This window comes from Paenarthrobacter sp. R1 (genome assembly GCF_030264015.1).
GTDB lineage: Bacteria > Actinomycetota > Actinomycetes > Actinomycetales > Micrococcaceae > Arthrobacter > Arthrobacter ureafaciens.
Window position 1 is genome coordinate 18,836 of the sequence record NZ_CP127117.1, and the last position, 23,762, is coordinate 42,597.

At 62.6% G+C, this 23,762-nt stretch carries 32 protein-coding genes and 1 pseudogene; 21 read left to right on the plus strand and 12 right to left on the minus strand.

All coding sequences use genetic code 11. From position 1 onward, the window contains the following. Genes QN084_RS23470 through QN084_RS23495 form a run of 6 tightly spaced genes read right to left on the minus strand, consistent with a single transcriptional unit; the run spans position 1 to position 4,826 of the window. Positions 1–741 carry a DUF8175 domain-containg protein gene (locus QN084_RS23470; RefSeq protein ID WP_069695480.1) on the minus strand — a complete coding sequence of 247 codons (741 nt, stop codon included), beginning with the start codon at positions 739–741 and terminating at the stop codon, positions 1–3. A 28-nt stretch (positions 742–769) separates the two neighbouring features. Then, positions 770–1,039 carry an integral membrane protein gene (locus QN084_RS23475; protein ID WP_045732737.1) on the minus strand — a complete coding sequence of 90 codons (270 nt, stop codon included), beginning with the start codon at positions 1,037–1,039 and terminating at the stop codon, positions 770–772. An 18-nt stretch (positions 1,040–1,057) separates the two neighbouring features. Further along, complete coding sequence (locus QN084_RS23480) at positions 1,058–1,660, minus strand: DUF6668 family protein (protein ID WP_069695479.1); 603 nt, start codon at positions 1,658–1,660, stop codon at positions 1,058–1,060. 33 nt (positions 1,661–1,693) lie between these two features. Further along, entirely contained in the window at positions 1,694–3,196 is a 1,503-nt protein-coding gene (locus QN084_RS23485) for a P-loop NTPase family protein (RefSeq protein WP_069695478.1), read from the minus strand. A 44-nt stretch (positions 3,197–3,240) separates the two neighbouring features. Continuing rightward, positions 3,241–3,750, minus strand: a complete 510-nt coding sequence (locus QN084_RS23490; RefSeq protein WP_069695477.1) for a hypothetical protein — start codon at positions 3,748–3,750, stop codon at positions 3,241–3,243. Beyond that, positions 3,747–4,826 (minus strand): CHAP domain-containing protein, encoded by a 1,080-nt coding sequence (locus tag QN084_RS23495; protein WP_069695476.1) that lies wholly within the window; start codon positions 4,824–4,826, stop codon positions 3,747–3,749. The genes QN084_RS23490 and QN084_RS23495 overlap by 4 nt, the downstream gene beginning before the upstream one ends. Positions 4,827–5,089: 263 nt before the next feature. On the opposite strand from QN084_RS23495, the gene QN084_RS23500 reads away from it, so the two are divergent. From QN084_RS23500 to QN084_RS23530, 7 genes are all read left to right on the plus strand, one after another. Continuing rightward, positions 5,090–5,827, plus strand: coding sequence for a hypothetical protein (locus QN084_RS23500; protein ID WP_069695475.1), 738 nt, complete (start codon positions 5,090–5,092; stop codon positions 5,825–5,827). Continuing rightward, positions 5,824–6,585, plus strand: a complete 762-nt coding sequence (locus QN084_RS23505) for a hypothetical protein (protein ID WP_069695474.1) — start codon at positions 5,824–5,826, stop codon at positions 6,583–6,585. The genes QN084_RS23500 and QN084_RS23505 overlap by 4 nt, the downstream gene beginning before the upstream one ends. A 9-nt stretch (positions 6,586–6,594) precedes the next feature. Further along, positions 6,595–6,894, plus strand: coding sequence for a hypothetical protein (locus QN084_RS23510; protein ID WP_069695473.1), 300 nt, complete (start codon positions 6,595–6,597; stop codon positions 6,892–6,894). 177 nt (positions 6,895–7,071) lie between these two features. After that, on the plus strand, positions 7,072–7,308 hold the full coding sequence (locus QN084_RS23515) for a hypothetical protein (RefSeq protein ID WP_139126819.1): 237 nt from the start codon (positions 7,072–7,074) through the stop codon (positions 7,306–7,308). Positions 7,309–7,456: 148 nt separating this feature from the next. Next, complete coding sequence (locus QN084_RS23520; protein WP_139126818.1) at positions 7,457–8,806, plus strand: hypothetical protein; 1,350 nt, start codon at positions 7,457–7,459, stop codon at positions 8,804–8,806. A 367-nt stretch (positions 8,807–9,173) separates the two neighbouring features. Continuing rightward, positions 9,174–9,371 (plus strand): hypothetical protein, encoded by a 198-nt coding sequence (locus tag QN084_RS23525; protein ID WP_069695470.1) that lies wholly within the window; start codon positions 9,174–9,176, stop codon positions 9,369–9,371. A 12-nt stretch (positions 9,372–9,383) separates the two neighbouring features. Next, a complete protein-coding gene (locus QN084_RS23530; protein ID WP_069695469.1) occupies positions 9,384–9,623 on the plus strand; it encodes a hypothetical protein in 240 nt (79 codons plus the stop codon). Between the two features lie 11 nt (positions 9,624–9,634). On the opposite strand, the pseudogene QN084_RS24225 reads toward QN084_RS23530, so the two are convergent. Both QN084_RS24225 and QN084_RS23535 read right to left on the minus strand, forming a co-directional pair. Continuing rightward, positions 9,635–9,748: pseudogene (locus QN084_RS24225) on the minus strand (hypothetical protein); the annotation flags it as partial. A gap of 23 nt (positions 9,749–9,771) precedes the next feature. After that, entirely contained in the window at positions 9,772–10,833 is a 1,062-nt protein-coding gene (locus QN084_RS23535; protein WP_029212122.1) for a YeiH family protein, read from the minus strand. Between the two features lie 87 nt (positions 10,834–10,920). On the opposite strand from QN084_RS23535, the gene QN084_RS23540 reads away from it, so the two are divergent. Continuing rightward, entirely contained in the window at positions 10,921–11,826 is a 906-nt protein-coding gene (locus QN084_RS23540; RefSeq protein ID WP_016996892.1) for a LysR family transcriptional regulator, read from the plus strand. A gap of 341 nt (positions 11,827–12,167) precedes the next feature. On the opposite strand, the gene QN084_RS24140 is transcribed toward QN084_RS23540, so the two are convergent. Both QN084_RS24140 and QN084_RS23550 read right to left on the minus strand, forming a co-directional pair. Further along, positions 12,168–12,566 (minus strand): DUF3105 domain-containing protein, encoded by a 399-nt coding sequence (locus tag QN084_RS24140; protein WP_318283326.1) that lies wholly within the window; start codon positions 12,564–12,566, stop codon positions 12,168–12,170. Between the two features lie 70 nt (positions 12,567–12,636). After that, positions 12,637–13,824 (minus strand): TDT family transporter, encoded by a 1,188-nt coding sequence (locus QN084_RS23550; protein WP_069695468.1) that lies wholly within the window; start codon positions 13,822–13,824, stop codon positions 12,637–12,639. Positions 13,825–13,929: 105 nt separating this feature from the next. Here QN084_RS23550 and QN084_RS23555 point away from each other — a divergent pair, with 105 nt between their 5' ends. Beyond that, a complete protein-coding gene (locus tag QN084_RS23555) occupies positions 13,930–14,883 on the plus strand; it encodes a LysR family transcriptional regulator (RefSeq protein WP_069695467.1) in 954 nt (317 codons plus the stop codon). A 303-nt stretch (positions 14,884–15,186) separates the two neighbouring features. On the opposite strand, the gene QN084_RS23560 is transcribed toward QN084_RS23555, so the two are convergent. Further along, positions 15,187–15,672, minus strand: coding sequence for a COG4315 family predicted lipoprotein (locus QN084_RS23560; RefSeq protein WP_069695466.1), 486 nt, complete (start codon positions 15,670–15,672; stop codon positions 15,187–15,189). Positions 15,673–15,899: 227 nt separating this feature from the next. Between QN084_RS23560 and QN084_RS23565 the strand changes: the two genes are divergently transcribed. The 12 genes from QN084_RS23565 to QN084_RS23620 all read left to right on the plus strand — a co-directional run bounded on the left by QN084_RS23565 (position 15,900) and on the right by QN084_RS23620 (position 23,046). Then, positions 15,900–16,400: a sigma-70 family RNA polymerase sigma factor gene (locus QN084_RS23565; protein WP_015062042.1), complete on the plus strand. Its 501-nt coding sequence runs from the start codon at positions 15,900–15,902 to the stop codon at positions 16,398–16,400. Then, the gene (locus QN084_RS23570; RefSeq protein WP_011689564.1) at positions 16,397–17,131 is read left to right on the plus strand and encodes an anti-sigma factor family protein; all 735 of its coding nucleotides are present in this window, start codon (positions 16,397–16,399) and stop codon (positions 17,129–17,131) included. The genes QN084_RS23565 and QN084_RS23570 overlap by 4 nt, the downstream gene beginning before the upstream one ends. A 213-nt stretch (positions 17,132–17,344) precedes the next feature. Continuing rightward, positions 17,345–17,497 carry a hypothetical protein gene (locus tag QN084_RS23575; protein WP_168529493.1) on the plus strand — a complete coding sequence of 51 codons (153 nt, stop codon included), beginning with the start codon at positions 17,345–17,347 and terminating at the stop codon, positions 17,495–17,497. 212 nt (positions 17,498–17,709) lie between these two features. Then, positions 17,710–18,384 (plus strand): DUF305 domain-containing protein, encoded by a 675-nt coding sequence (locus tag QN084_RS23580; protein WP_015062044.1) that lies wholly within the window; start codon positions 17,710–17,712, stop codon positions 18,382–18,384. Between the two features lie 80 nt (positions 18,385–18,464). Next, on the plus strand, positions 18,465–19,103 hold the full coding sequence (locus QN084_RS23585; RefSeq protein WP_015062045.1) for a thioredoxin-like domain-containing protein: 639 nt from the start codon (positions 18,465–18,467) through the stop codon (positions 19,101–19,103). Positions 19,104–19,554: 451 nt separating this feature from the next. Then, entirely contained in the window at positions 19,555–19,785 is a 231-nt protein-coding gene (locus QN084_RS23590) for a glutaredoxin domain-containing protein (RefSeq protein WP_069695463.1), read from the plus strand. Positions 19,786–19,834: 49 nt separating this feature from the next. Continuing rightward, positions 19,835–20,104 (plus strand): hypothetical protein, encoded by a 270-nt coding sequence (locus QN084_RS23595; RefSeq protein WP_069695462.1) that lies wholly within the window; start codon positions 19,835–19,837, stop codon positions 20,102–20,104. A gap of 147 nt (positions 20,105–20,251) precedes the next feature. Continuing rightward, a complete protein-coding gene (locus QN084_RS23600) occupies positions 20,252–20,647 on the plus strand; it encodes a sigma-70 family RNA polymerase sigma factor (RefSeq protein ID WP_069695461.1) in 396 nt (131 codons plus the stop codon). A gap of 71 nt (positions 20,648–20,718) precedes the next feature. Next, entirely contained in the window at positions 20,719–21,084 is a 366-nt protein-coding gene (locus tag QN084_RS23605) for a hypothetical protein (RefSeq protein ID WP_069695460.1), read from the plus strand. Between the two features lie 93 nt (positions 21,085–21,177). Beyond that, a complete protein-coding gene (gene parA, locus QN084_RS23610; protein ID WP_069695459.1) occupies positions 21,178–21,810 on the plus strand; it encodes a ParA family partition ATPase in 633 nt (210 codons plus the stop codon). Positions 21,811–21,822: 12 nt separating this feature from the next. Then, a complete protein-coding gene (locus QN084_RS23615; RefSeq protein WP_045732620.1) occupies positions 21,823–22,050 on the plus strand; it encodes a hypothetical protein in 228 nt (75 codons plus the stop codon). A gap of 90 nt (positions 22,051–22,140) precedes the next feature. Continuing rightward, positions 22,141–23,046 (plus strand): hypothetical protein, encoded by a 906-nt coding sequence (locus QN084_RS23620; RefSeq protein ID WP_069695458.1) that lies wholly within the window; start codon positions 22,141–22,143, stop codon positions 23,044–23,046. 13 nt (positions 23,047–23,059) lie between these two features. On the opposite strand, the gene QN084_RS23625 is transcribed toward QN084_RS23620, so the two are convergent. Further along, positions 23,060–23,638 carry a recombinase family protein gene (locus QN084_RS23625; protein ID WP_069695457.1) on the minus strand — a complete coding sequence of 193 codons (579 nt, stop codon included), beginning with the start codon at positions 23,636–23,638 and terminating at the stop codon, positions 23,060–23,062. Between the last annotated feature and the right edge of the window lie 124 nt (positions 23,639–23,762).

Sequence of the window (23,762 nt, forward strand, 5' to 3'; positions counted from 1 at the left end):
TCAGACGCCGGCCCAAGGGATGAATGAACTCAGGTCACTGATCTGGCGGACTGCATTTCCACCTGCGGCGGGGACGTCCATCTTCCAGTCGCCGTCTTCCCACAGCAGGGATGTCGAGAAAGCGCCGTATCCCCCGTCACTGCTCTTGATCGCTAGCTCTACAACCGCAGCTTCGGGCGTATACGAGTGGATGATGAAGCCGGCGATCTGTACCTTCGGAGTGGTTCCCCCTCCGACGTCCTTCCCCTCCCTTATTGCCTGTACTGCTTTGTCCCGAGTGGGACTGTCAGCTGAGAGTTCCAGGTAAACCTGCTTCGCATAGCCATTGAATGAGGCAGCCCAGATGTTGGCCGTGGCGTAGAGCGCTCCGGTGGGCGACTGCGCGAAGCAGGACCTCAGACCGTCCTTGCCTACCGTGCCGGGGCCTGCGGTGGATGGGTCGGTTGGGACGGCCATGATTCCCACCAACTCCCACTTGGACTTGGGTGCGGTGCCCAACGCTGTGTCTTTGCTGCCAGGGAGTCCGCAGACACTCTTGTCAGAGGCAGTGGACGTGCTGGGGCTCGTCGGGGCAGATCTGGTCTGCGTGGGTGCTGGTTGGGCGTTTCCCTGTCCTCCTTTGGGGAGCAGGAAGATGACGATTGCTGCTGCGATCAGCGCGACGACCAGCGCGGCCGCGATGATGAAACCGGGCTTGGTGAACGGATTGCTGTTAGTGGTGCTCTCTGGTGATTGGCTCACGGTGAACCTCCCGTTGTTGGTGCTGGTTTTAGACGAAGGCGCGGACGATGCCTGAGGAGCCGGTGATGATGATGCAGCCCATCAGGACCCAGCCGAGTTTGGCGATTGATTCGCCGCCTTCTCCACGACGGAGCTGGATGACCATGCCGATGCCGACGATGATCACGCCCAGGACGCCAAGGACGAGGCCGATGCCAGAGGCCCAGTTCAGGACGGTGAGTAGGCCGCCGGCTTCGGCGGGCACGACAGGGGTTGGGTCGGGGATGGTGCTGGTGGTGATGGCGGTTATGACGTTCATGGTGAGACCTTTCGGTGATTAGTGCTTTGGGTTGGGTCCCGTAGCCAGAGCGGCTAGGTCGGTGATGAAGCGTTGGTATTCCCTGCCCGGTGGCGTTGTCGTAGAGTCGCCATGCCGCCATGCCTCGACCCAAGGGAGGATCCAGAGACGCGGGGCGCCCCCGCCGATAATCGCTGCGAAGTCGCGCAGTGCCTTGGGCGTCTTGCCTGGTGCATCTGCCAGGACGGCGAGGCCGATAAGTTCAACCTTGGGTGTTGCTCCTGATGCCCATTGGGTCAGGGCGCTTTGGGCGGTGGTGAGGCCACGCATATCGGTGCGGCAGACCAGCAGCACCCGGGGCTTGCTGCCGTCCTGCATAACAGGCCAGCAGTGCCCGGTAGGGCGGGCACCGTCGATTAGGTCTGCGGTGCGGCTTTCACCCGCTCCCCCGTGGCTACCCACAATCCACAGCATCGCGGACCCGGACACTACGCGGTTGGCCAGTCGGTCCGCGGTGTCCGGCTCCACCATGCCCCTCAGCGGTGTGCTGATCACGGCAGCTGGCGGGACGTGCACCTCTGGTGCTTCGTCGTCGTCGCTTTCGGCTGGGCTGGTGATCCAGGGGTTCAGAGACAGTTGCATGGTTCCTCCTTCCTTTCGTTCGCTGTTGGTTCTCTAGAAGCCTTTGGCGACGGCCGCCGCCGCCGCGAGCCAGGCGCGCTGGGTCGCGGGCTGGAGTGCTTCGTAGCGGATGGGGCCGTTGACCAGGGCCGGGTCGTAGGGAATCCGGACAACGGCGCGGACGAACGGTTCGAAACCGTCTGCGATCCGCTGCGCCTCCGCTTTCGCCCGTTTCAGGGCCTCGCCGGTCATGCTGCGTTTGGCGTCGGTGGACTCGGAAACGATCACGACGGCGTTGCGTGCCAGCTCGGCGTCGTGGCCACCACGGGATTCGAGGGTTTGCAGCGTCAGCCGTGCGGCTTCCGCACGGTCCTCGATGGCGGTGACCGGGACGACGAGCTGGTTGGTGTGGTCGATCATCCGCCGCCAGTTCGCTGCGCGGGCGGTGTTGCCGGAGTCCATGATGACCAGCCGGTAGTAGCGGGTGAGGACCTGGTGGGCAATGTCCACTTCCTCGGCGGTGACTTCGTGGTCGCCTTCTTCGTTCTCGTCGGAGCGCAGCACGTCGAACTTGTCGGCGGTCTGGTGGTGGACAAACTTGGCTATCTCGGCCGCGTTCGTGGACGGGGACAGCAGATCCGTGGAGGAATCGATCAGATCCAAGACGCTGCGGTCGTGGGCGCCCTTTTCGGTCCGCCACCCAAGGGTGCCCTGGGACTCGTTGTTGTCCCACGCCACCGTGGCCGCGCCGCTGTAGCGGGCGAGGATCGCTGAGAGCATCACCACAGTGGGGGTCTTGTTCGCCCCGCCCTTGCGGTTGACCACTGCAATGGTGCGCGGCCCGGGCCAGTGCTGGCTCACGGTGCGGATATCCTCCCGCTCGGCCAGTTCCTCCGCTGAGGGGTCCATCCGGAAGCCCAAGCGGGTCAAGGTCCCGCGCCAGCCCTGCGTGGCCGGCTCCAGCACCGGGGTGCTGACCAGGAAGGAGGTTTCCTTCAAGCTCCGCAGAAACAGGGGTTCCTCGGGAGCCGCAGCTGCTGGTGACTCAGTTTCACCGCCGCCGATCCCCTGGACGCCCGGACTGATATGGCCCGGTTCCTCAGTTTCTACGGGAGTCGGCGGCCACGGCTGGAGGTCAATAGCCGCCGCCGTAGCTTCAACCGGGGCAGGCCGTATAGGGATGGTTGTCGGCTCAGCAGCAGCCACATTGACGCCCTCAACCACTGCCGGGGCTGCCGCCTCGGCGGTGGTCACTGGAGCCTGAGCCCGACGACGGGCCGGACGAGGTACGTAGCTGACGGATTCGATCTTGTTATCGGGGTGCACGATGAGTTCACCGTGCCCTTCGGGATCTTCGATCTGGACCCTGACGGGGCGCTGCAAGGTCTGTGCCTCGGTAACGACGAGGGCGAGGGCGTTGTTGCGGAGCTCCGGGAGTGTTTGGCCGTCCGGAACGGCGCGGGAGTTGCCGGCAACGACGACTTCGGCGGTGCCGTTGTCACGGACGATGGCCTTGATGTTTGGAAAAGCCAGGACCTCGGTCGGTGTAGTAGCCATGAGCGTTCTTCCTTTGCGTGTCTGGTGGATGAGGTATGGCACGTCTAGGACGTTGGTGGAGCAAGCCGGTTGACCTTCCACGGGGCGTCCTTGTCCGTGCGGAGCAGCTGCAGCGAGTAGGTCCCTGCGTTGGTGGGGACAGCAGCGGTGACCCCGAAGCCATTGGTTTCATCGATCGTCAATGTGGCCGGACCGGTGACGCGGTTAGCCGGGATGTTGGTAGGGTCCACGGCTGAGTAGTCGGCGGTGGCCTGTGGGGTGAGCCACCGGGCGAGGTCATTGGCCCACTGCTGTTCGCCGACCAAGGGGCGGGCGAAGTCCGCCATGGCCCGCTCGGCGACATCCACCGCTCGGTCCTTGCTGGCCTGATCCCAGGCAATGCCCATCGTGGGCGGCACTGTCCCGCCCGGTGCCTGCGGGCCGCTGCCGGCGCTCAGGGACACCGGAGCCGAGGCAGTGGCCGGCGTTTCCGTGGAAGCAGGATTGGTGTGAGATGTCTGTGCGCAGCCAGCGCACAGTAGGGCCGCCGCGGCGAGGACCATGGGCTTTCTCATTTCTTCTCCTCTTGGTTGGGCAGGTATAGGAACGTGGAGGGGACACTGCTACTGACGGCGCGGGTGTAGTAGCTGTGGTCATCTGGGGGTGGGTTGCCGTTGTAGCCTTCTTCGACGTAGGTCCCGTTGTCCTTGACTTCCTTGACCACGGCTACGTGGCCGAACGTTGGGTCCGATCCCCCCACGCCTGGTGCATACCAGACGACCGCACCGACCCGGGGTGTTTGTCCGGTGGGCCAGCCCTTGGCGTCCCATCCGGCTTTCCATGTCAGGGCGGAACCGAGGCCCTGCCCGTCAGGGCGGAAGTTCCCGTTCAGGAACTTGAACGGGGCACTGGTGGACCCCATCTGCTGGTTGACCCTCCACAGGGCGAAGTCAACGCATTCGCGGTAAAACATGCCCAACGGTGAGGCGGCCGCGGAGCCTGCTCCGACCTGCAGCCAGGTCGGAGAGTCTTTCCACGGGTAGTCATCCCCCGCGCCGGAGTTGCCTGGGAGGGCACAGTCGCTGCCCTCGAGAGAGAAGTCCCCGCCCGAGAGTGCCTGGACGATCTTGACGGCTTCGGGCCAGTACTTCTGGTAGTGGTACGGGTCCGCGTTCCGCTGGACCTTGTTCCCGGCGATAGTCGGTTCCAGAAGTTCCCAGCCGGGTACAGCCTGTAGCCCCTTGATGAAATTGGTGGCGCTGATCGTCGGATCCATGCGATCCGCGTAGGAGCCCCATGCACCGTTGTCGCGCTGCTGGAACAAGCCGCGGGAGTCGGGCCCGGGACCGTCGCCGTAATCCAGTACGCGCAGTCCCGACTCCCCCAAGGCAACCATGACGCTGATGGTTTGGCCTTTTGCGGAGAGGTTCAGCGCTTTACCGGCACCCATGACAGCGGCGGCGTTCTTCAACTGTTCAGCGCTGTATCCCTCCACTTGCGTGTTTCCGTCCAGGGCCACAGCTGCCGGGCCGCAGTCGGCCGCCGCAGGTCTCGCAGGATTCAGCAGAAGGATGAATGAGAAGACCAGTCCGAAAAACAGCCCGGGAATGACGATCAAGGCCACGAGCGCCAACGACTTACGTTGGCTCATCGTGTGGTCCGTTCTCTGACGAACGACCTTAGGTCTTGCACAACCGTCCCCTCCCCGGTGCGCCGAAACTTGCGTCTTCGACTAGGCGACTGGTCAAAGTGCCGGGAGTGGTCCCCTGATGGGCGGAACCCCTCCCCGGCTAAACTCGGCCAAGAAGCTAAAATAAAGGTAAATACCAAAAATTGAGTTTCTGGAAATACTTAACTATTGGTATCAGTTTAGCAGGTTCATTGTCATGCGTCCTGTCACGTCAAGGAGTGTTTGTGCCCGTCTCAGCCAAAGAGTTCAAGAGCTGGCTGGACGCTTCGTCCATCAGCACTTCCCCGGCTGCCCTCAGTGCACTGACGGGCCTTAATCGCGGAACCCTGGGAAACCAGCTGCGGAGAGGGAACGTGGCTGAATCGACGGTCGTCGCCGTAGCGCGGGCAGCCGGGATAGGGGTGCTTCAAGCTCTCACGGCCTTCGATGGATATCGCGACGTTCTCTCCCGGCCCGTGGAACCGTCCGCTGCGGAAGTTTTGAGCCAGGTCCACCACGCGGATCTCATGGCAGAGCTGCAATTCCGGACGTCAAAGACCCATTACCCCCGCGAACTCAGAAGCCACATTCCACTCATTGAGTTTCCGCACGATGGTTCCCACCGTGCCTGGGTGGACGCCCTGGACCCGGGAGACCTCCGACACCGCATGGCCGCGGAATCGGGAATGGCACTGACGTACATCATCACGTCCCTCACGGAGAACCGTCTCTCGCCGCACCTTGCCGTAGCGGCGTCCCGGGCGACCGGAGGGTCATTCGCCTCAGGGCTCGTCGTTGTTGGCCTGGTCACGCCGGCAGAGGGCGGCTGGCAGGTGCGTGCACGCGAGGACGAACTGCTGGAGGTTTCCGATGACGCCCTTGTGGAGTTGATTTCAGGGCGCATCAACCTCCTGCAGCGCAGAGTGAAACAGCGCAAAGAGGCCCGCGAATACGCAGAGAAGATGACGGAGCTCCTGGGATGAAGGTGCTGGCCGTTGTACCCACTCTGATGCTCATTCTCTTGGGGAGCCTGACGTTCAAGCGCATCAATGCCCCTGCTACGGGATATCAGCATGCACTCAAGGGAAAAGGCAGAAACGTCGCGCTGTCAGGAATATTCCTCACACTGGCTTACCTGCTTCTTGTCCCACCCGTGTATTACGCAGTCGACTCCATCCTGCCCATCACGAACGCGACGGACCTGCTTTCGAAGTACTGCGCTCTGGTCGCCGTGGCGTTTCTTGGGGGCCACCTCAGTCAGGCCTACGGTTCAATATTCGCCAGACGCTGGACTGTAGGCATGCCCGGTGCGGTCATGCTCGGCCTCACCGCTACAGGCCTCCTGTTGACGGTTCTGGCCACGGACGGCCCCGCTCCCTCTCCTCAACTGCTTGATTATGCAACGCAGCCCAGCGTCCGCCTCAACACCTGGCTAGTCCTGATCTATGTTGCCTACGTCGTAGCACCCCTGATTCGGCCGGCCTACTTGGACTCCCGTCGGAACCCTTTGGCCATTGGGAAAGTGGCGTCAGGGATGATCGCTGGAGGCTTCACGCTTTCCTTGCTGCGGGCCGGTAGCTATCCCGCGGAATGGTATGGGGCCAAAGACCTCGCCTACGTGTACATGCTCATCTCCTACGCCTCGACCGCCTTGGTCGTCATTGGCCTTGCGCTGTTTGCATATGCGCGACGCCAGAAAAAGCCAGAACGTGAGCTGGGATCCGCCCTGTCGATCGACTAGAAGGACGCCATGACTACTCCCCAACAGGCAAAGACAGCCGTGCAGAAGGTACTGGCAGAGGTCCCACGTGAGCACGAGGCGGCGTACCAGGTCATCTACGCCGCAGTCCGTATCTGTGTGGAGGCTGGCATGGAGCGGAAGGCGGCCGCTGGATTTCTCGGCATCTCACGTTGGCGTATCGACAAACAAGGCCGTTACTTCCGCTCGCTCAGAGCTACCCGGGAGCTGTTCCGCGGGGCTTTTAGCGCGACCTCCGCGCAGACGGCCGCCGGTCCCGTCGATGAGATAGTGCGGCGGGCATGGTCGTGACATGCAGGTTCGACCCATATCCAAAATTTTTGGAGTTTATGACATATTGGAGTCATGGACTTTTCACCACGTGTCATGAGGGGCCACGAAGCCACAGTATGGACGCCGAGCAAGATTAAGCTCGACACACCCGCGCGGATCCCTGCGTATGCATTCGTCGCGTGACACGTTAAAGCCATGAGTGCACAACCAGGACGCGTCCGTCACCCCGACGGCATTGATCTGGTGCTCCTGCAGGGCCGAGTGAGGCCGGAGCGCCGCAAAGCCATCAACAGCGCAGCTGCGAACTCTGGCCGGTCAGTCGGCCTTTACCTTGAGGACCTGGTCCTCTACTTGGAGCAGAACGGCGGCCTGCCGGTCTTCCCCAAGATAAACCGACAAGCTGAGGAGCTGCCTATACAGGCCGCTTCTTAAACGAAAGACCCCGCACTAGGTGCGGGGCTTCCGAAATCCTTCCATCACCGTCTCTGTTTGGCGACTGTGCCGGCGATGGATACCAGAACCTTCCCGCGAGGGACGGTCCCTTTGTGTTCCCTTCAAACTGAAAGGTCTTGTCCCCCTTATGGTACCGGACCCTGCCCGGGCGTCAACGCACGTCCCGGCCCGAGTTGTGCCCTGCGGCGAGCAGGGAAAGGCCACGCCGAGAATCCCCGGCTATGTGGCGGTGCAGGGCTTGCCTGGCGTCTGGAAGCAGCGCGACCACGCGCTACTAGGCGAGCATTCGAAACGCACCGAAGCCCCCCGGCGCCTTAACCGGATGGTGGAACGGAACGAGGAAAACGTCCTTCGCGCCGTCCCTGAGGGCAGCTGCGCGCTGACCACGGACTTCGACTGGCTGGAAGCTATCCGCCAACACCCCAAGCTCACTTGGCGCAGATCCGACTTCCGCCGAAACCTCCTCGCCGTGGCCACGCTTTTACTTCTGGGCTTCGACTTCAACAGCCACACGGTGACCCCGGGCAACGCCTACCTGTTGGCCTCAGCCGGTATCGGCCAAGGCACTTTGGGGCGCATCAAACGCTGGCTGATGCGCCATGGATTCCTCGCCATCGTCGCTGGCGGCCGCTCAGCGATCTACACCCCCAGAAACTGCAGCGGAGAGACCAACCTCTTCAAGGCCGGCGAACGCGAAGAACGGATGGCCGACAGAGCCGTCTACGTCCTCTGCCGTCCCGCCACCGAAGAGGAACTGGCTAGGTTCGGTGAAGAAGAAGTCCAGCGCATGGAATCCAAGTGCAAACTGGACCCGCTTCTGGGCATGTTCGGACTCGCTGTGGACATAAATGGCAACCCTAACCTGCCCAAAGGGAAATCAGCCCCCAAAAGCATAAAGGCGTGGGCTTCGCCCACACTGAAATCTTATTTTGAGGCGGCCACTAAATGGGTGGCCGATGTAACGGCCGCTCGTACAGATCTGCAATGGCCAGCTGATAAAACGACAAGCGCCAATGACGAGGCAACCCGCGACTTCAATGAGTTGCAAGCGGCCCGTACCGTCCAATGGAACTCACCGCCACTCCGAAAGCTGCGCTCACGCCACCTCGCCCGGATCCTGGCGCCCTTTTTCCGTGCCGGTTACACACCAAACGATGTCCTGCATGCTCTCGACACCAAGCCCGACGGCACCGAGCACCGTCACGACGGTTTCCACGGCGCGTTGAACCTTCCCGCGCTCCTTCAAAGCAGACTCAACCACTGGCGGGTTAACGGCCGGCCTGTCTACAGCAGGCGGCAACGCGCCTTGCAGCGCTCCGAGGCGGCGAAAGCCCAAGCGAGGGCCGAAGCTCAGCGGATCCAGCAGCAAACAGCTGAACGCCGCTCAGACACTGTGCGTGCGTCCTGGCGAACAAGGTTCGCTGATGACTACCAAAAGGGACTTCAAGAGGCTGCCGCACGCGGCACCACGCGCTGACGCCCAATGTGGACCGCTTTGAGATTTATCCTCCGGTCTCCACCGGCCCACAGCGGGGACAGCGCAAAACCGGAACACTTCCCCATGGTCCAGTCCTCAGCGTTGCCGTCTCCCCTACCGTCTCGGTTGGGTTTCTTTCAGCCGGGACGACACACATCTACCGTGCGGGGCCGCGAATGGGAGGGCACAGGAACCGTGGCGGCGTGGGCGGTTTCTAAGGCGCAGGGGGGCTCCCAGCGAGCTACTGGCGGGGATGACCACAACCAGGAACCGTACAAATCCAATATTTTTCCTAGGGGGACTTGAATAGAATCTCCTAGGGGGGATAGGATAGAAGTATCAACAGCGCACTGAGAGGAACCCAAAAATGCTCACCGAAACCACCTACGCAAGCGGAAACACCGTCACCTTCGACCACGAAGACAAGTGGTTTCAGACCTTCGGAGCCGCCAACAACATCCTCAGCGGTGACTACGTGGCCGCCGGGGGAACCGGGCGCCAGCACTTCTGGATCGATAAGGAAAGCCTGCAGGCATACGTCCCCGCTGCCATCCGCCACGAATGAAGGAGCTTCGCCATGATCCGCAAGTGCATTGCCCTGGTCATCCCCGCGCGACTCAGCGACGAAGTCACAGCCAACCGCCAAGACGTCCGCCACGGCACCCTTGAAGCGCTGTACGGACAGCTGGACTGCATCGTCAATGGGGACTGGCAGGTCTACCTCAGGGCCGACAGCCGGAACTTCCACCCCAACGTACGAGCAGGGCAACTACTTCGGGAGACAGGCCTCTACCTGGGGTGGCTTGTGAAAAAGTGAATTATCCGACGCTAAGGTTTTGCCTGGCGCCGTAGCGGCCTGTATTTGCCGGGTTTGATGTGGTTGGCGCGGGGCCAGGTGTAGTCACCGGTGAGGTTGATGTGTTCCCATCCCAGGGGTGATAATGACGCCCTGGTGCTGGCCATGTTCAGCCTGCGAAGGTGACTCCGCAGTAGGCGATCGTTGCGACGAGAACGGTGGAGAGTGCGGCTAGGGCGAAGGGCTTGAGGCCCACCTTGACGAGGTTCCGAACCTTGACGCCGCAGCCGAGTCCGAACATCGCTGCAGCCAGCAGTCCTGTCTGCAGCAGCCCACCGGCCATCAGCACGGTGCCCGGCAGAGGGATGAAGGAACGCACGAACACCATCGCGATGAACCCGATGATGAACAGCGGGACGACGGGCGGCAGCTTCGAATGCGACATCTGTTGACCGGGTTCGCCTGCCGTACGGCTGAGACGGCGCTGCCGGATGCTAAGGATGGCCACGACAGGGGCGAGCAGCAGCACTCGGGCGAGTTTGACGATGACCGCGACCGTGAGCGCTCCGCCACCGATGATGCCTCCAGCGGCGACGACTTGCGCGATTTCATGGATGGAACCCCCTGCCCACATCCCGGCCGTCTCGGAGCCCAGGCCAAGCAGGTCCGTGATCAGTGGGACGAGGGGAATCATCAGCGTTCCGAAGATCACCACGAGGGCGACCGCGGTGATGGTGTCTTCCTCGGCCTCGTCGTCCGGATCGGTGACCCCTGCCGCGCCCGCCACGGCTGCCGCGCCGCAGATGGAGAATCCGCAGGCGATTAGCAGCGAGAGCCCGGATGGAACCCGTAGCAGCTTCCCCAGGAGAACGGTGCCGAACAGTCCGCCGGCGACAATGCACACGATGACGACCAGCATCGGGGCTCCGAGTTCGAGGATGTCTGTCAGTACCAGTTGGAGTCCGAGGAAGACGATGCCGGCGCGCAGGAGCTTTTTCGCGGAGAAGTCTATGCCGTCGGAGGCTGCCGCTGGCAGCCGGACGACGTTGGCCAGGAGTACGCCAAGCACGATCGCGATAATGAGCGGGCTGACTCCCGGCAGCAGCAGGCTGACCCCGTACGATGCTCCGGCCGCGGCGAGGCAGAGGACAAGCCCGGGCAGCAGCGCGCGGACTCGGGCAAGCAGCGTGTGTTCCGGTCGGGCGGTCGCAACGTCCTGGGCATGGGTCATGCATCCATCATTTCCTCGGACCGCTCGTGCGAGTAGAGGCAGATACCGTCCGCCATACAAGTTATGCTTGTGCTTGGGAGGCGGAAGATGCGCAACGGGCCGGACTTGGAGGCACTGCGAGCCTTGGCGCTCGTCGTGAAGGAAAGCAGCATGTCGGCGGCAAGCACGCAGTTGGGCGTGAGTCAGCAGGCGGTGTCTCTGCGCATCCGGAAACTGGAAAAAGATTTGCGCGTGCGACTCCTGGTGCGTTCTGCACGGGGTTCGCGATTGACTCCGGCGGGCGAGCTGATTGTCGGCTGGGGAACAACGCTGCTGACGGCGGCCGATGAGTTCTCGGATGCTGTCGATTCGCTCCGCACGGATCGCGGGAAGATGATGCGCATCGCCGCGAGCCTCACGATCGCAGAACACCTCCTACCGGAATGGATCGCCCGGTGGCGCATCTCTCACGGCGATGACGGCCCGGTCGTTCAGCTCACAGCCGCCAACAGCAGCACGGTCGTCGAGGCCATACGCGAGGGAACCGCAGACCTCGGGCTCATCGAGACCCCTGTCGTTCCCGCCGGCCTCCGGTCAGTCACTGTTGCTTACGACACCATCGAAGTCGTTGTGCAGCACGGTCACCGGTGGGCGAAGACCCGCCAGGTGTCCGTTCGTGAACTGGCGGCCACTGGGTTGGTGCTCCGCGAGACCGGCAGCGGCACCCGACGAGCGCTCGAGAACGCCCTCGCCGTGGCGGGCTTTCCACTCGCAGCCGAGCCCGCAGCCGTGCTGACGACCACGCTCGGCGTTCGCAGCGCGATTATGGCCGGCATCGCCCCCGGCGCGCTGAGCTCCCTCGCAGTGTCCGAGGACACCCGTGCCGGCCGACTCGTCCGAGTTCGGATCAACAATCTCCAGATCACCCGCCCGCTCACCGCCATCTGGGCGGGGACGGCTCCGCCGCCTCATGTACGGGACTTCCTGGATGTCATCGCCCGAACTGACCGGTAACGATCGTTCGCAAGACGCCCGCGGGAACTGGCTCCACCTCCTGGGGATCGCAGGGGCCTAGGTGTAACCGTTGCCGTGTTCTCGGGGTGGCTTGTGAAAAAGTGAAACATCCGACGCTAAGGTTTTACCGGTCGCCGTAGTGCCCTGTATTTACGGGTTTGAAGTGTGTCGTTTTCAGCACCTTGAAGACACGCTGCAACACCGGGGCATTGGGCATTTGTTGTGAGCCTGTCCGGGCTCCCATAGATTGACCTTTATGGACACCCCGGAGGAGATGGACGATTTTGAGCGGCTCCATGATCTGGTGACCGAGATGGACGACATCAAGGGACTCCTTGATGTCATGACCGGGCTGGCAGCCGAGGCATTGACCCGGGCGGCAGGCGCCGCCGTGGAATGCGCGGTGACCCTGGCCGGTCGTAGGCTCCGCAGTTCGTCCATACCGGTGAGTGGTCTCCGCCGACGCCGGGATGTTGTGGATAGGTCACCGCGGTCTGGACGTGGTTTCTGCTTAGGCCGGCATAGCTGGTGACTCCTTCGATCATGGTCGGGTCGTTCTCTGCTGCCGGGGTCGGTTGACCGCTGCCGTTTGCGGTGAGCCCGTAGGTGAGCGCGCCGGCTGCGAGGAGGAGTGGCACGCCGACGGCGATCAGCGGCCGTTGCAATCGGGCGGGTGACTTGGTCCCTTTTGTGTTGGTGGGTGAGCGTTGCTGTGAGCCGGGTGTTGTCCGGGGTTTCATGAGGCCGCCTTCGGGCGCTGTGAACGGTTGCTTGTTTCCGTGAGGGGCTGCTGGTCCGCTGCGGCCCCGCCTACGGTGCGGTCGTTGCGGGTTTCTGGAAGAGGGTGCCTTGGAGGATGCTGCCGTGGAAGGTCCGGGCGGCGACGATGATCCACGCGGCGACCAGCAGGGTGTAGCCGGCAACGGCCATCGCGTCGAACACGGCGAGGTGGGTGTGGGCGGCGAGGCCGGTTAGGCCGGTGACGCAGGTTCCGATGGGGAAGGTGAATGACCACCAGGTCAGGGAGAACGGCAGGCCCCGGCGTGCGGTGCGGATGGTGATGGCGGTTGCGAGGGCGGCCCACATGAGCGCGAAGCCCAGGACCGGCACCCCATAGAGGACGCCAAGGGCTTCCATGGCCTGGGCCAGGGTCCCGGATACGGCGAGGTGGGCGTTCCCGCCCAGGAGGTTGGCGGCGGTGATGGACTGGCCCAGCGGCCCCAGCACAATCCACAAGGTGGGAACTGCCGCTGCGGCCCCGATTTTGTGCCCTGCGAGCCGGTTCCAGATGAGGGTGGTGATGATGATGGAGGCCAGCAGGCTGAGCCCGAACATCGCGTAGCATCCCATCAGCAGGCTCAGGCGCGCCTGCCCTGCCGGGACGTAGGGCAGCAGCAGCGCCCCGGTGGAAGCCGAAACCATGGGCGGCACGACGGGCATTAGCCAGCCGCCGAACGCACTGTCCTGTGTGACCTGGTGCCGGGTGAACTGCAGATACGGGACGGCAACGGCACTGGCCAGGCCCAGCACGGTACCGGCGACCCAAAGCACCGTATCGATACCGAGTGCCAGCTGTTCGCCGAGGACGTCTTTTCCCAGCAGCAGGGTCCCGGCGCCGACGGTGAGAAGGGCCATGGGCGGTGCGCCGTAGAAGTGCGCTATCACCGGATGGCTGTGGTGGCTTTGGGCGGTTTCCCGGTGCCGGATCCAGTGCACCGCGGTCGCGGTGGTTAGCAGTATCAGCAGCATAGACGCCAGGGCCCAGACGACGGTGGCGCCGGTGCGCAGACCGGGGAACTGCAGGGGCAGCGTCGCGGCGGCGGTCGCGACGATCCCGGTACCCATGATGGAGGCGAACCAGTTAGGGGTCAGGTTCGCGAACAGCTCCGACGGCTTCTCCAGACGGCGCAGGACGCGCCGGCCCCCGGTACGGCCACCCGGGGTCTGTGCCGATGGTGCGGGGTGGTGTTTATCGGCGGTCAGCAGCAGTGTTCCCATACTTTCCATGCTCCCGGTCCCGGACCTGCCACAGTAGGGGGCATACACTTGTCAGAGTACAAGTCGGACTTGTACCGCCTGTGACTTTCCGAAGGAGATTCCCCGATGCTCAGCCCCCGCATACCGGAGCTCTCCGCCCTGGAAATGCTGGCCGCTGTTCATGATCTGGGGTCCCTGTCCGCCGCGGGGAAATACCTTGGGCTGTCCCAGCAGGCTGTCTCCTCCCGGATGCGCTCCCTGGAGTCCCAGATCGGGTTCGTCCTGCTGACCCGGACCCCGCGGGGGTCCACCCTGACAGAATCAGGTGAACTGGTCGCAGGGTGGGCGGCAGAGGTCCTCGCAGCCGGGGAACGGCTCGATGCCGGGATCGCCTCGCTCCGATCCGACACCGCCCGGCAGTTGAAGGTCGCGGCCAGCCAGACCATCGCCGAACACCTGCTGCCGCTCTGGCTGGTCGCGCTGCGCCGCCAGCAGGAGTCCCTCGGACTGGTCCCCACGGTCGTGGAGCTGGCGGTGAACAACAGTGAAGCCACCGTAGCCCTGGTCCGATCCGGACAGGCAGCCATCGGCTTCATCGAAAGCCCGCACCTTCCCCCGGACCTGAGCACCGCGGCGGTGCAGGACGATGACCTGGTCCTGGTCGTCGCACCGGGGCATCCCTGGGCCCGGCGCCGGACCCCGGTGACGGCAGGCGAGCTGGCAGCAACCGCGCTGGTCACCAGGGAACACGGCAGCGGAACCCGGGACGCCCTCGAGCACCTGCTCACCACCGCCGGAACCGCGAACCTGGCAGAGCCGCTGGTGGAACTCTCTACGACGGCGGCCGTCCGCTCCGCCATCGCAGCCGGCACGGCCCCCGGAGTACTCAGCGCACTGGCCGTCCGTGACGACCTCGCACTGCACCGGCTCGTCGCAGTCCCCGTCCGCGGGCTGCCTCTGCGCCGCGCCGTGACCGCCATCTGGCAGACCGGCCCTACACCCCCGCCCGGACCGCCCCGTGACCTGGCCGCCATCGCCGCCAAAGCTGCTTCAGGAACCGGCACCCGCCCGAAGACGTGAAATCCGGCACGGTTGTAATACTTTCCGTGATGGGGAAGGCAGCCCGTGGAATGACGCGGGCACACGGGTTCGAAGGAGAGAACACAATACCCGCGAGGGCAGTAGGGGACTCTTCGTGGTTGGCCTGGAATTCGCCGCGTCGGATGCTGAGTTACGCGGGCGGGATTTGCGCGGCGCTGTATCGCGGACCAAGGGAGTGGTCGAGGGACCGTGGTCTGGTAACTGGTGGCAGCCGTTCTTGCCGACACACGATCCCCGGCCGGCCAGCTAAAAGGCCGGTGGCGCCCAGGACGCTGCGTTGTGTTATCCGGCGGGGGTGCTGATCTTTTCCCCGGCCGGGTTGATGACCCACCAGATCTTGTTGAAGCCCTGGCCCTTGACGTCGCCCGGGGCGGTGTCTTTGCTGTAAAGGTACAGGGGCATCCCGTTGAGTGTGACCTGCCTGGTCCCGGCGTCGGTGGTGATCACGCCGACCTTTCCGGTGACACCCTCCACTACCGGGGTCCCGGATCCGGCGGTCACCGCCGGCCAGATGGACAGGCAGGCCCCGGTGCAGGCACTTTTCCCGGAGTCTTTGACGTCCTTGTCGAAAACATAGACGGACATGCCCTTGCCGTTGACAACAGTGGTCCCCAGGGAGGTTTTCGCGGTGGCCAGATCTGCCGGGGCGGCACTGGTGGCGGGGGCTGACGTTGTTCCGGTGGAGGTCGATGTTGATGCGCCGCAGCCGGTCAGGGCCAGAGCGGAAAGGGACAGTGCTGCCATGGCTGTGCTCAGTCTCGTGTTCATGAAATATTCTTTCTCTTAAAGAAGATCTTTGGAACAGATGCACCCGGGCTGCTCTCAGCCGGTCGTTGCGGTGGATCTGCACGGCGCGGGTTGGCCGCTATGCCCTAAGACGGCGCAGGTGGTGAGAATGGTTCAACCGGGGGCGGAATTTTTTACGGCTGAACTTTTCCCGGCCATTGGGCGTCTTAGCGGGTAGAGCCCGTTCCATCGAGATGTCAGGGGCGTCCATGCCATTGGATGAGCAGATAGTCGCAGAGATCTACCGGGAGCATGCACCGGCGCTGCGGCGCTTCGTGATCGGAATAACATCCAGCCCGGAGCAGGCTGAAGACGTCGTACAGGAAACGATTCTGCGCATCTGGCAGCAGGCGCCCGGGATCACCACCAGTATGCGCGGTTACCTTTTCCGGACGGCCAGGAACATCGTCATCGACAATTTCCGGCATCAACAGCGCCGGCCCCAGCAAACGCAGACGGAGCACCTGGAGCAGATGGCGATTACGGTCGAGCACGTGGACGAGCTGTTGATGAAGGTGCTGATGGAAGAAGCGCTGACCCGGCTCAGTGCCGTGCACCGCGAGGTCATCATTGCCCTGCATTACCGCCGTTTCACGGCGGCCGAAGCCGCCGCGGTCCTCAACCTCCCGGCCGGGACGGTCAAGTCCCGTGCTTTCTACGCCCTCAAGGCCCTCCGCGCCGTTCTGGATGAAATGGGAGTGAAACCGTGAACACGGACCCGGCAGACCACGACGCCCTCCACCACCTGGTGGGCGCTTATGTACTCGGCGCCCTGGAACCCGGAGAGCGGGCACTCTTCGACCAGCACCTGACACTGTGCCCGCGATGCTCGGGCGAGCTTAAGTCCCTGAGCGCCCTGGCGGGGTTCCTTAATACCGTGCCCGCAGAAACGGCGATCAGGATGGCCGCCCCCCAGACAGCGGCCGGACCGGTCCACAGGATCAGGGGCAGCTCCGCGCCCCGTGCAGGCGCCCCGGAGGCGACGGACCAACCCGGGCTGGCGCCGCTGATGGCGCAGCTGGCCACCCGCCGGCGGCGGACCCGACGGCGGACCACGGGATTGGTCTCCGGCACGGCCGCAGCCTTCCTGGTCATCGGCTTCGCAGCCGGCCCAGCCCTGACAGGGTCCCCGAAACCGGAAGAAAGTTATACCAGCAGCGCCGCCTCCGGACCCCAAGTGCAGCTGGGCCTGGTCAAGAAGGCCTGGGGAACCGAGCTGGCCCTGGACGGACGCGGGCTTCCCGACCGCGGAGTCATCTCGCTCTGGGTCAGGGACACATCGGGCAACTATGACCGGGCGGCCAGCTGGAACGCCACAGCCCAGGGCCGGGCCAAGGTAACGGGCGCAACACCAGTGACCATCGAGGACGTGGAAACCATCGAAATCCGCGACACCGCCGGACAAAAAATCGCTGTCCTAGCCAGAGCCGCCAACAACTGACACACCGAAAAACTGCCCGCGCGGATACCGCCCACACTGAGCGCCCGAGCAGGGGGACTGCCCCGGATTTCGTTGACTCCTCGGGGTCGAATGTTGTTACGTGGCCTTGAGGCCGGTATTTTTTGTCTCAAACTCGACCGAGGTTGGCGACCGCGGCCCCGCTGACGGCGTTTCCGGTTTGTATGATTTCTCCATCCAGGTCACGATGACCACGTGAAGGTCGGCCCTGGCGCCGGGTTCTTCGAGCTGAAGGCCTCCGAACTTGTGGTGTACACGTACACCTACGACGACGGAAAAGAGCATGATCTGGGCATCTGGCTGCACACCCAGCGCCAAAAGAGCCCGGCACGGCGAACTCGAGCCTAACAAGACCCGTGGCAGGGTCCGATTCGTTGTAACACCATCGGTGCAACACAATTCCTCTCACAAGGGAACCTTGTGAGCTCACAAGTGGCGCCCCCCTACTGGCACCGTTCCCGAACGGGAAGGATAGTATCGACGCGTCCCTGGCTGGTGGACACCGGCCTGGGCGCCTGCCCTGAGTCTTACCCGCTGATGCCAAACTTTCCGGAGTCTTCATGATTAATTTACTGCCGCGGTGGCAGAAGCGCCTTTTGGTGGTTCTTGCCGGGGTAGCTGTATTGGGCCTGTTGGGGTTCTCCTTCGTTGTCGGCCGGGTCTTGGCCGGGCCGGACTACCCTTCGAGCACAAGTGCGGATGCCGGGTTCGCCCGTGACATGCAGATTCATCACGCACAGGCGGTGGAAATGTCTCTGATGGTCCGGGACCGCACCGAAAATGAAGAAGTGAGGGCCATTGCGTATGACATCGTGTTGACCCAGCAGCAGCAGATCGGGCAGATGTACGGCTGGCTCCGGGAGTGGAATCTTCCGCAGAGCAGCGGAGGCCAGCACATGGCATGGATGTCCGCCCACCCGACAGGCCACAATGGCCACGACAAGGACTACGGCGCGGGAACCCGGACAGCCAAAGATCTAGAAGTCATGTCTGAGGGCTTGATGCCTGGGATGGCAACCTCCGCGCAACTGGCAGCACTCTCGAACGCCGAAGGCGTCGACGCGGACCGCGTCTACCTCACGCTGATGATCGCCCACCACGTGGCCGGGGCGGACATGGCCGAGGCCGCCGCTGACCTGGCCGAAACCGGGCACGTGCGCATGCTTGCCGCGAAAATGGCGGAAGGCCAGCAAGCAGAGATCACTGCCCTGCAGGAGCTGCTCGGCCGCATATAACCACCCCGGTGCAGGCTGACAGCGGACTGCACCGGCACAGATGAACCGTCTGCCCCGCCTCAATGAAGGAAAGTCAAGAGTTGAACAAGAAACCAGTCCAAAGAGACACGGCGCGTAAGGCGACCCTGGCCGCCATTAATGCCCGGCAGCGCGCACGCGAGCGGAAACGAACTGCGCTGATCTTCGGCGGGGTCGGGGCTCTCATCCTGACGATCATCGTGGCGGTGTCCATCGTAGTGACGGCGGAGATTCAGGACGGCAATGCGGCGAAGGAGGCTGCTGGCCGGCCAATCGAGGGCGTCCAGGCGTATGAGAACCTCGGCAGGGACCATACCCTGGACCCAGTGTTCTTCGAGCAGAGCCCGCCGGTGGGAGGGAACCACCATCCCCTCTGGACCAACTGCGGGATCTACACCCGAACCCTACCGAAAGCCAACACAGTCCACTCGCTGGAGCACGGCGCAGTATGGATCAGTTACCAGCCAGAAATCGGCCAGTCCCAGATTGATGAGCTGGCCGCGCTCGTCGGAAAGCGCAGCTACGTCCTCCTGAGCCCCTATCCGGGACAGGACGCCCCCGTGATCGCCACCGCCTGGGGTCTTCAATTAAAAGTCGACTCGGCCGATGACAGCCGGCTCCCGACATTTCTGGACAAGTACATCCAAGGACCCCAGACCCCGGAGCCCGGAGCCCCATGCTCAGGCGGAATCACACCTTAGCCGTAGGGCGACCGACACATGCGGGAACCGCACCCGTTCATCGCCCGGACGAAGAGCATTTCCCCAAAGTAACGCGACCGATCGTTCGCAAGACGCCCGCGGGAACTGGCTCCACCTCCTGGGGATCGCAGGGGCCTAGGTGTAACCGTTGCCGTGTTCTCGCCTATGTGCTGCGTTCCTCCGTTTCTGATACGGCCTAGTCCCTCCGACGCTTAAAAAGCGCTTAGCGTCGGGTATTTCACTTTTTCACAAGCCACCCCTACCTGCCCGAGGTGGCAGGCACCGCTGTTTACCTGGGACGCGCGGAACACGGCTGGGACACCGACGCCCCAACCCATCTGATCCGCCTCGCAGAAAAGTTGTTCGACACCCGCCTAGCCGCAGTGGAATTCGTTTAGCCAGCCCAGGGTGGCCGGAACCCCGGCCACCCCCTCCCCAGGAGCCCGGAACCATGAGCATCACCGTCTACACCATCACCGATGAAACAGGCCGTGAGTGCAGTAACTGCACCGCCACCAAGAAGGCCATGGACCGCCAGAGAATCACCTACCAGGTAAAGGAGATGACAGCCATGGAGCGGGATACTTTCCGGCAGGCCGGCCACATGGCGGCGCCCGTCGTCGTCATCGATTCAGATTCATGGTCAGGCTTCCGCCCCGACAAAATTCTCACCCTCAAATGAGTATCTACTCATTTACTCACTTGAGTATCAATCGCGAAAAGGAAAGATCATGACGGAGTTAGCCGGCCAGTTCACACTTTTCGACGTAGAGCGGTTCCCCAGCGTATTTGACCCTGAAGGCTACGAAATCGCTTACTGCCCGGCATGCCATTCCAACTGGGGAGCCGAACGTGCCCGTACCCGCAGAAGCGAGCAAGAACGGATCGAGCAAGATCACGAACTACAGGCGGATGGCCGCTGCGCCTACATGCACAAGCATCTCGTTACGGAGCCCTTTTACACGCTCGAAGAAATGCAACTGATCCGCGTGGGAGGATGACCCCTGCCTTACCCACGCCCTGCCGGTTTTACGGGGCTGTACCAGCTCAACGAGGAATCCTGCTAGCCCCCCTGCGATAAGTGCTCTAGGGGGACTAGCGTAGACACGGACAGCTGCCCGGCCGCCAGGAAAGGACTCCCCCAACGCATGACAACCAAACGTGAGTTCGAAGCAATCGCCCATAAAGAGGGCAAATGGTGGCAGATACGTATCCACCAGATCAACCAGGCGGCCCGCGCCAGCCGCGCAAAAGACATCCAGGACATCGCTGCCGACCTCGTGGCCACGACGCTCAACCTCGATCCAGAAGACGTAACGGTGCACGTCACCCTCAGGGCGCCTGGAAACATCATGGAACGCTGGACCCAAGCCCGGAACGACCTGGAGAAGGCCCAAGAACTATCGACAAAGGGAGCCGCGGAATCCCGCGCCGTCATCGCCGAACTGAGCGAGGACTTCACCATCACCGAAGTAGCCCGCATGCTCGGCATCTCCACGCAGCGCGTATCCCAGCTGAAAGCGAAGAAGGCACCAACCGCATAAGCCCGATATAGGCAGTCAGACCACAACCGTAGGCTGACTCAGAAATCCCCCATCTCAGAGAGGAACGCACCATGGATGACGAGACCCCCGAAGTGATCCGCGCGGCCGATGACGCCTACGAAGCCATTCGCTCAATCAACCACCTGACCATCACGCAGATCCACCCGGCCCCTACCGTTTATAGCGTCTTAGGAAATCTCAAGGGCCTAGGCCACATGCTGCCGCAGGCGTGCACGCAGCTCGCCAAATCCCTTGGCCGCTCTCTGGACGAATACGACGTGTACGAGGATGACGGCCGCGATCCCATTCAGAGCGTGGCCGCTGCTACCGACCATCTCACAAGGGCCGCGCAGTTGGCCGCCGAACTGGGCGCCGAGCTGGAGAAAGCGCAGAGCGCCATTTCCCGTCAGGGTTACAGGGACACGCCGCTCCCCTAGCCTCACTCAAATACTCATTTACTCATGGAATACTCAAATGAGTATTAGCTCAAATACTCATTTGATTATTTCGCATAGAACAGGACGCCACACGTGAAAGTCATCGCAGTTCTCAACCAAAAAGGCGGGGCCGGCAAAACAACCATTGCCACGCATGTCGCCACGGCGCTTAGATTGGCCGGCCATACCGTACTGCTTGTGGACTCAGATCCTCAAGGCAGTGCACGGGACTGGGCCGCAGCCCGCGAAGATCATCCGATGCCCGTAGTGGGGATGGACCGACCAACGATTGAACGGGACCTTAAGAGCATCGCCCCCGTAGACTTCGTCATCATCGACGGCGCCCCGCAAGCCGCAGACCTCGCCGTGTCGGCCATCAAAGCCAGCGACTTCGCCCTCATCCCCGTGCAACCGTCGCCCTACGACATCTGGGCCACATCCGACCTCGTTGACCTGGTGAAGCAGCGAATCGAAATTACAGACGGAAAGCTGCAGGCAGCTTTTGTTGTCTCCCGCGCCATCACTGGAACGAACATCGGAAAAGAAGTCTCCGGGATCCTGGAAGGCTACAACCTTCCCGTTCTGCAATCCCGGGTGCACCAGCGGGTTGACTACCCAGGAACCGCAGCGGGGGGATCCACCATCCTGGAGGACTTCCCGGGGTCGCCCGGGGCCAGAGAGATCCAAGAGCTCACCAACGAACTCCTTACGCTCGTGAGTAAATGAGGAAATGAGTAAATGAGTAGTTTCTCTAAGCTGTCCACGGGGCGCCCCAGCCAGTCCGCCACAGCCAAAGCCAAACTGATGGAAAGCCTTAAGGATGAGGTTCCAGCCGAGCAGCTTCAGCGGGTGAACTTTGAAGTCCCCAGAAGTAAGCATGCCAAGCTCAAAATCCTCGCCGCCAAGCGCAACCAAAGCGTCAAAGAGTTCCTGACCGCCTACATAGATTCGTTTCCAGATGAGTAGTTACTCATTTGAGTATTTGAGTGGGGGAGCGGATCCCAGAACACTGTCTAGTTTTGCTTGGAAGCGGGGGGACTCGGCATGAATGGCCGCATGACGCTGCCCATCTGGGAGAGCCTTGTCGCCGAAACCCAATTCGCCTCCGATCTGGCCTTGGCCGGGCTTCGTAGACTGTGCTCCGTCCCAACGGCTCCTGATTTGTTCCCCTGGGGCAGCAAAGATCAAAACTACGCACTTCATGTCGGGATGCACTCGTATTCGTCCGGGTTGGAGCGCCTGTGCAAGCTGGCCATCGCCTGCAACGGGTACGCGGTCGCGGGCGAGTTCCCGCGACTGCGTGACTACTCCCACAAGATTGGGAACCTGCTCAACGCGGTTGAGAAGTTGCCGCTGCCTCAGTCGGGCCCCCGCGTCGCGCCGCGTAAGATGGGGTATCTCGTCCGCCCGCTGGACGCCCTCGACCCAGATGTCACGAACATGGTCGAGCGGTTCGCCAATGGGGCCGGCAGATACGAGCACCTAGATTCGCTTTGGAACGATGACACCGAGGTCAGTACGTACAAGGAATGGTCTGCACTTGCTGCAAGGGCTTCGGTCTCGGAAGATGTGCGCCGACTGATCTCGATCAAGGAACGAGCGGCCGACGCAATTCAATCTGAGCTGGTTGACAACGGGCTCCTATGGACTTCGCAGCGAGTAATACAGGACCTGGCTCTTGACCTGTACAAGCCGTCAGTCGGCGTAGTGATGAGCCTTTTCCGGAAGGTCCGGTGGGTGTCCGCAAGCCTTGATGTGGCCACTTACTACACACGACCGGAACTGCCACTGCTGGGGGAGGTTGTCTCTCGTATCTTCATCCACACTTCCGCGGACTTCTTCAATTACCACATCGCCAGAATCGGGGACGAGGAAACCGTGGGCGAAGAGCTCGAAGCGGCGCACGAACGGATTCGCTTACGTGAGGCGGAATCGGACGATGAAGGCCCCCTGGCGCCATGAGCAAACTTACGTCTTAGTCCTTATCGTCCTGGCGAGGCGGTAGGTGGCGGTACAGCGTTGTTCGGGCCAGTCCCGTTTTGATGACAATTTCCCGCATCGGGATGCCCTTCTCCCGCAGCATGGCGGCGTGTTCAAGCTTGTCAGGATCGACTACGGAAGGCCGGCCCGTCCGCCGGCCATGTGCCGTGGCCACCGCCCTCGCATGGGATGCCCGTTCGGACGCGTAAGTTCGTTCCATCTCTCCGAAAAGCGCCAGCATTACTACCGCCAGCTGCGCCATGGGGCTGTCCGGGTTCGATGTGTCGATTGGCAGGGGATCAGCCAGCGTCCGGACGCCCACCCCGCGACCTTTGAGCTCGTGCATTAGGTTCAGAGTGTCCCGCACCGTGCGCCCCAGCCGGTCCAAGGTATGCACCACGATCACATCGCCGGCTCTGGCATGGTCCAACGCCCCCTGAAGGCCGGGCCGGTCCCTTGTGGCTCCGGACTTCTTATCGGCGAACACTTTGGTGATGCCGGCGACCGCCAGCGCATCCAGTTGCCGCCCTAGATCCTGTTTGGCGGTTGAGACTCGCGCATATCCGATTTCCATCCGAGCACCGTACCGAAAGTTGCGTCTGTGACCTCCTTCTATGGCGGGCGTTTTGGCATAACATGCGGGACACGAAGATTACGCGAAACGGTGCGGATCAGATTGCTGGGGGAAGTGTCCCACT